Source organism: Streptomyces scopuliridis RB72, assembly GCF_000718095.1.
Classification (GTDB): domain Bacteria; phylum Actinomycetota; class Actinomycetes; order Streptomycetales; family Streptomycetaceae; genus Streptomyces; species Streptomyces scopuliridis.
In genome coordinates this window covers 75135-82079 of record NZ_JOEI01000037.1, presented here as the reverse complement: position 1 = coordinate 82079, position 6945 = coordinate 75135, and the positions used below count along the sequence as shown (strand labels likewise).

Sequence of the window (6945 nt, the reverse complement as noted above, 5' to 3'; positions counted from 1 at the left end):
TCCTCCTTCGGATGCCGAGCGGCGATCGCAAGGCGGAGGGTCGCCCCAGTACTGGACGTACTGGGGTGATCCCGACAACGCCGCGAGCGTGCGTGCCGGGCGTCGCCAGGCAGGCGGGACTTTGAAGACAGGCCCTAGCGCCACCGTTGATGCCGGCCGATCCGGTCCGTGGGCAGAGACAACGTTGCCCGCCCTGGCCTACGGTGTGACCGGTCCGCTCCCCGTCAGCCGCCACCCCGTCAGCCGAGCGGCATCGTGCAGAAGTGGGCGCCGACCCGGAAGTTGCGAGGCTCCGCGGGATCGAAGGCCGTTGGTCCGAAGGCCCCGGAGCCGAGGATCGATGCCGCGTGGTGTTCCGCGTCGTCCTCGGGGCGGTACCCGATCGCCTCCGCCTCCGCCAGGGACCACCACCGGCGGGCGTTGCCGGAGATACCCCACAGCACGCGGAAGCCGGCGGGTTCGGCACGCAGACAGGCTTCGACCAGCCTGGCGGCGTCGCCCGGCGACAACCAGGCGGCCAGGTCCTCCGGGGTGAGCGGGACCGGCCGGAACGCGCCGATCCGCAGGCAGGAGACGTCGATGCCGAACCGGGAGTGGTAGAGACTGCCCAGCGCCTCGATCGCGGCTTTCCCGACGCCGTAGTAGGTGTCCGGTCGAGTCGGCGTGTCAGCGGGCAGGACACCGTCGACGACGTCCTCGCGCGTGTGAAACCCCGCGGCGTGGATGCTCGACGCGAGCGTCACACGGGGGACGCCCTGTCGGCGTGCGGCTTCGAGCACCCGCCGGGTCCCGTCGATGTTGATGTCGGCGATCTGCTCCCACGGTGCTTCTCCGGACAGTCCGCCCAGGTGGAGCACCGCTTCGACGTCCCGGCACGCCGCGTCGATCGCGTCCGGGTCGGTGAAGGACGCTCGGACGATCTCCACGTCCTCGTTCGGACCGGCCGATTCGATCTCCGCGAGGTCCAGCAGCCGCAGGGTCCTGCCCTCCCGGGCCAGGCGCGGGCGCAGTTCCCGGCCCATGCGGCCGGCGGCTCCGGTGACAAGAATCCGCTGCCGGGTCATGACGCCTCCCCCGCCGGGTGGGCGATCGCCGGCAGCGCCGGGGGCGGGACCTGGCCGGTATAAGGCCGCGGGGCCGCGGAGGCGGGCACATAAGGCGGCTGGTTGTAGGTGTGCTGTCGGCGGAAGACCAGGTCCGTCGGTGGATACCAGTGCCGCGGACTGCGCGGGTCGGTGTCCACGGCCGCCGACTTCGGGCCGACACCGTTGCCGTTCTCGGCCGCGACGGCGTATTCGTACACGGTCACCTCCGCTGGGTCCTGGTCCGGATCGTCGCATCCGGGGACGACTCCGGGCGCGTCGTCGGTGTGGCGGAACCCGAGCCCGGCGAAGACCTCACGGTACGCGCTGTCGCCCTTGCGGCGCCGGTAGAGCCGGTATCGGCCGGCGCCCAGCACCTCGCCCCAGGTCGCGGTGACCGCGCCGGGGCCGAGCCGCAGTGTGAGACCGTCAGGCGGATCGGGCGCTCGACACTCGGCGTAGACCGGGTAGTCGGCGCCGGGAGCGGCCTGCCGACCGGAGTTCCGGGCGACGACGCGGACGTGGTACTTCTCCCCGTCGGCGAGGCCGGTCAGACGGCAGGGGCTCTGTTCCACCTCCGCGGCCGGTGTCCATGTGGTCCCACCGTCGGAGCTGAGCTGCACCAGATAGCACTGCGCGGCGGCCACCATGGTGAAGTGCACGAGCGCGCCGTCGCCGCCGGTCTCGGTCCCGACGACCTGAGAGGGCGCCGGCTCCGGCTGTCGTCCCGTCAGTTCCCAGCGGTGATGGCCTCGGGGCAGCGCCACGGTGATCGCGTCCCGTGACACGGAGAGCGGCCGCGCCCTCTCGCCGTCGATGTAGAAGCCGACCGCCGTACCGAGGCCGTCGAGGCCCGCGAGGATGTGCAGGCTCACCGAGCTGTCGGACGGCGCGTCGTACGTGCCCTGGCTCTCGGCGGAGCCCCGGTAGCACAGGCTGATACCGAGATCCTCGTCGTCGGTGGTCACGAGGAGATCCGAGGTACCCACGGCGCTTCCGTGGAAGAGCGTCAGCTGCCGCGAGCCGTCGTCGAGGAGCCGGATCGTCCCGGCCGTTCCGGAGAAGCGCAGCCCGTTCTCGGCGAACTCGATCGTCTTCGGCTGGTAGTGCGTCGCCGCCTCGTGGCGGAACACGTAGTCGAGGCTGTGCGGGGTCCGGATCCGGGCGCCCCAGGGCGTCACGCGCTCGGGGTCGATGGTGAGGTCGTCGCGGTGGCTCACGACGGCCAGGGTGTTGCCGGTGCCGCCATCGGCTCTCCCCTCCAGGCGTACGCCGTGGGAGACCTCGGTGGCGAAGGCGCCGTCGAGGGTGCCGTCCGTGCGCACCCCGCGGACCACATGGATGAACGGCATTCGCTCGGCGAGGTGGTGGAAGCTGTTGGCGTCGTGGCCGGTGGCCTCGGTCAGCGCCGACCACGTCCACACCATGCGCTGGTTCGCCGCGAACGAGTCGTACGTGACGAGGTAGTCGCCGCCGACGAGCAGGACGCTGCGGCTGAGATAGCGGCCGCCGACCGGACCGTCCGGATCGGATGTGATCTCGGCGTACTGCGAGCACCCCAGGTCGTAGAAGGGCCGGTCGAGCGTGTTCTGGCCGATCGCGTGGTAGGCGCCGTCCGTCCAGATCGCGCACGAGCTGACGAAGGTCGCGTCCGGGGCCCTGCGGTCGCCTGCGTCCTCCGGTCCGTGGCCGCTGTAGGAGTGCCCTCCGGCGTAGTAGTAGAGGTGCCCGGAACCGTTGTCGTCGGCGATTCCCCAGCGGTAGTTGGGCCCCCGGTCCACCTGTTGGAGGAAGACCGCGATCTCGTCGGGCTGGTCGACGTGTGTGCGCAGTGTGATGCCGTATCCGGTGTATTTCGAGCTCTTCAGGCGTGGGTTGGTGCCCTGGTTGCCGGTGGACCGCACCATGACGCGCCATGGGTCGGGCGCGCCGTGCGGGCTGTCGAGCCGGTGGGCCGAGGCGTCGCTCCCCCACAGCAGATGTTCGGCGACGAGCGGGCGGTAGCGCCGCAGGGCTTCGCCGAGGAGCCGCATCTCGACGGGTGGGCGCCGTGGCCAGAACGCGTGGGCCCCCTGCGCGGGATGCAGCCGCCGCGTCTCGCCGGTCGCGCTGATCTCGACCGGTGCGGTCAGGGCGTTCACCAGCCAGTCGCCGACCGCCGCGAACTCCGGTGTGGCGAGGCGGTTGCGGCCGTCGGTGAGCTGCCCGAGGTGGTTTCCCTGGGTGACCGGGCGGAGGAAGGCCCAGACATAGGTGGCCAGGCTCTCCGTCCAGCGGCCGGCCCGGGACCGGCGCGTCGGCAGCTCCGGCCGCGTGTGGAAGACGCCGGCCAGCTCGACGAATTTCTCGAACCGGTCGAGCCACTGCGGTGCCGCCTCGTGGTCGGGGAAGAGCCAGGCGAGGCAGGCCAGTGCCGCCTTGCCGTCGGCCAGGAAGTTCGGATGGCCGCCGAGCATGCGCCGTAGCGGGCCGATCTCCTCGCCCGCCGAGACGTAGGCGGTCAGCAGCAGCAGCGCGTCGACCCGCTGACGGTCGTTGGCGGCGAGCCGGTCGGCGAAGCGGTCGTAGCCGTCGAGCAGCCGGTCGTAGAGCGGGCGCTGACCGATGTTGAGGTATCCGGGGAGTTCGTTCACACCGTGGGCGATGAGACGCGGGCCGTCGGAGCCGGTGAGCAGCGCCTCGGTGAACTCCTCGGGCGTGCCGAACTCGCCTTCCTGGCACAGCTGTGCGGGTCGCCGGCCCGAGTACGTCAGGTTCCAGTCCTTGACGCGGTCCAGGCTGAGCGTGCCCTGCCAGTGGTGGAGGGACCGCACATAGGTGGACGGGTAGGTGGTGAGCGACTGGTCACGGAGTACGTCCAGATCGCGCTGGTGGTGGTAGAACGCGATCGCGGTCTGCCGGGTCCCTGAGCGCAGGGGCCAGGTCCAGCGCAGGACGCCGTCGTACCGGAAGCGGAGTTGGAGGATGTCCGCGGAGGCCCAGGACGCGTACGTGCCGTCGTCCCACTGGGCGTGGTCGCGGACGAACACGCCCATCGCGTCACCTCCCGCCGCGTCCCAGAACGTCGCGTGGGGCCGGACGTTCCACGCGTAGCTCGGGGCGTACGGACCGACGGTGAACGCGAAGTCGACGTCCGGGCGCTCCTTCCCGCCGGGTCCGGAGAACGACGGGTCCTCACCGCTGTCGCCGAGGACGATCGGTTCGTCGATGCCGAGCCAGTGGTAGCCTTCCGGTGATCCGGGGTCGGCATGGTCGGCGGGTGACTGCGACAGCGGCCAGGTCGACGAGTTCCGGTGGCTCGGCGTGACCCCGTCCCAGCTCAGTTCCCATGTTGTCGTCGCGGAGTCGAGCGAGGTCATCTCCTCGGACACCTCGAAGAAGTCGCAGCCCTGAAGGCAGCGGACGCTCACCGTGTAGCCGGCTCCGCTCGCGAAGCGGTAGCGGATCTCATGGGTCGTGAAGAGCGGCCCGGCTTCGACCAGGTGTGTTTCCAGGTGTTCGAGTCGTTCGTCTCCGCAGCGCAGTGTGGAGGTTCCCATCCAGCCCTGACCGCGGTTCAGTTGCAGTACGGGCCCCGGTACGACGCCGTCGGCGAACCGGCCCGAGGAGGGCAGCCGTACGCCGAGTGCTCCGCTGTCCACGATGACGGTGCCGCCGTCCTCGGTGATCCGGACCGGCCGCGGAACGTCGGCGGCCGGCAGGGATGCGTCGGCGCACAGACAGTATTCGTGCGCCGCGCCGGAGGCCAGCTCGCCGAAGAAGCACACGACGGCGGAGGTGAGGAGCCCGTCTTCCTCGCTCACCCGGGAGAGCTGGAACGGCACCGGCTCCCCCGTCTCGTCGATCAGCCGAAGCCGCTCGGCGCGGACCGAGGGGACGGCCCAGCGGACCGGGTAGTGCAGCAGCGTCCGGGGCCAGGCGAACTCCGGATGGCCGAGCGGATCGGCGAGCCGGAACCGTACCCGGTCGCCGTCCGCCGGCCATCGGGTGACGGTGGCCGTCACGAGCCTTCCCCCTGCCCGGTTTTGGCGACTCCGGTCGGAGCGGCGGTGACGCCCTGCGCGCCGAACGCCGCGCCGCCGGCGACGCCTTCGACAAGGTGGCGCTGGAGCAGGACGAACAGCAGCAGGATGGGCGCGGCCACGATGAACGTGCCGGCGGCGATGAGCGGCCAGTTCTGCGTGTACTCGCCGAAGAACGAGTACAGCCCGCGGGTGACCGGCCACAGCGCCGCGTCGGACAGCATGACCAGCGGCAGGATGAGGTTGTTCCAGGCGTGGACGAATCCGAAGACGGCGAAGGTGGCCAGGGCCGGCTTCATCTGCGGCATGATGATCGTGAAGATGAACCGGACATAGCCACAGCCGTCCAGCGCGGCGGCCTCGTCGATCTCGCGCGGGATGCCCTTGATGTAGCCGACGAAGAAGAAGAACCCCGCGCCGGACAGGCTTGTCAGGATCAGGTATCCGGCCATGCTGTTGTACAGGTGGAGTGTTCGGGCCTCGATGAACAGTGGGATGAGGCCGCCCGGCAGGAACCCGGAGAAGATGAAGAACGTGTACAGCGCGTTGGAGCGCTTGAAGTAGCCGCGTGAGATGGGGAACGCCAGGAAGACCCCGAGGATCAGGGTGATCGTATCGGGGATGACCGCGTACACCAGGCTGTTGATCATCTGACGGCCGAAGTCGCCCTGGCGCCACGCCGTCGAGAAGCTCTCCACGGTCCAGGGGTCCGGCATCCCGGTGGGGTTCTGGAGAAACCCGGTGTACGTCTTGAACGCCTGCAGCAGCATGTACACCAGCGGCAGGGCGAACAGTACGGCGGCGATCGCGAAGCAGAGCACGTTCGTCGTGATGGCCTTGGCCGGCTTCGTGGACGGCGTGGGCGCCTTCGCCCACGGCCGGCTGCCGCGGGCGATGCCCCGATCGGTCCGCTCCAGGACGGGGGAAGGTGCCTTCACAGCGAGATCTCCCGTCGGCGCAGGGTGAACAGGAGGCCGCCGCCGATCACGACGGTCAGGAAGAACTGCAGCATCGCGAGCATGGACCCGTACCCGAGTTGGCTGTCGCCGCCGAACGCCGACTGGTACATGTAGAGGCCCAGGGTCTTGGTGCCGAAGTTGCCGCCGGTGAGGACCATGAGCAGCGCGTACTCGCCGAGCGTCCCCATCGCCGTCAGGAACACGGTCACCGTGGTCGCCGGGGCCAGCAGGGGCCAGGTCACGTGCCGGAACACCCGAAGGCGTCCCGCGCCGTCCATGGCCGCCGCCTCGTAGACCGACGGCGGGATGTTCCGCAGCCCGGCGATATAGATGAGCATCGTGTAGCCGGAGAACATCCAGACGTTCACAAGGATCACCAGGGGCAGCGCCAGCGAACTCGATCCGAGGAACGCGGACGTGGCGCCGAACAGGCCGTTCACGACCTTCTGCACCGGGCCCGAGTAGGGGTCGAACATGAGCGCGAAGATCGCGCCGACGACCGCGACCGAGAAGATCTGCGGCATGAAGATCACCGCTCGGTAGACGGCGTACGACCGTCCGGGCCGGTTCAGCAGCAGAGCGAGCCCCAGGCCGGCCGCGGTCTGCAGCACGGTCGCGCCGACCACATAGACCAGGGTGACCCGCACCGCGTCCCCGACCACCGACGACAGGGAGGTGAAGGCCGCCGAGTAGTTGCACAGCCCGCAGAAGTTCAGCGGCGTGCCCGGCAGCCCGGAGTACCTGGTGAACGAGTATCCGATGGTGGCGAGCGACGGGTAGAGCCCGAACAGCAGCCACCCGGCTCCCGGGATCGCGATGCTGGCCCAGGGGATGAACCGCCGCGTCCGTTGGGTTCCGAAGGGACAGCGTGCCACGCCGAGC

Annotated in this window: 4 protein-coding genes; all 4 read right to left on the bottom strand. The window is 70.0% G+C overall.

Annotated elements, in window-relative coordinates; translation table 11 throughout:
- Nucleotides 1-239 precede the first annotated feature (239 nt).
- From IF11_RS0133900 to IF11_RS0133885, 4 genes are read right to left on the bottom strand one after another with little or no spacing between them, the layout of a single operon-like run.
- Nucleotides 240-1064, bottom strand: a complete 825-nt coding sequence (locus tag IF11_RS0133900) for an NAD-dependent epimerase/dehydratase family protein (protein WP_030355643.1) — start codon at nt 1062-1064, stop codon at nt 240-242.
- Nucleotides 1061-5086, bottom strand: coding sequence for a fibronectin type III domain-containing protein (locus IF11_RS0133895; protein ID WP_030355642.1), 4026 nt, complete (start codon nt 5084-5086; stop codon nt 1061-1063). The genes IF11_RS0133900 and IF11_RS0133895 overlap by 4 nt, the downstream gene beginning before the upstream one ends.
- The gene (locus IF11_RS0133890) at nt 5083-6042 is read right to left on the bottom strand and encodes a carbohydrate ABC transporter permease (RefSeq protein WP_206300565.1); all 960 of its coding nucleotides are present in this window, start codon (nt 6040-6042) and stop codon (nt 5083-5085) included. The genes IF11_RS0133895 and IF11_RS0133890 overlap by 4 nt, the downstream gene beginning before the upstream one ends.
- Entirely contained in the window at nt 6039-6938 is a 900-nt protein-coding gene (locus tag IF11_RS0133885; RefSeq protein ID WP_030355640.1) for a carbohydrate ABC transporter permease, read from the bottom strand. The genes IF11_RS0133890 and IF11_RS0133885 overlap by 4 nt, the downstream gene beginning before the upstream one ends.
- Between the last annotated feature and the right edge of the window lie 7 nt (nt 6939-6945).

Coding starts and splice junctions, on each gene's coding strand:
- IF11_RS0133900 (WP_030355643.1), bottom strand. CDS start 1,064: ATGACCCGGCAGCGGATTCTTGTCACCGGAGCCGCCGGCCGCATGGGC.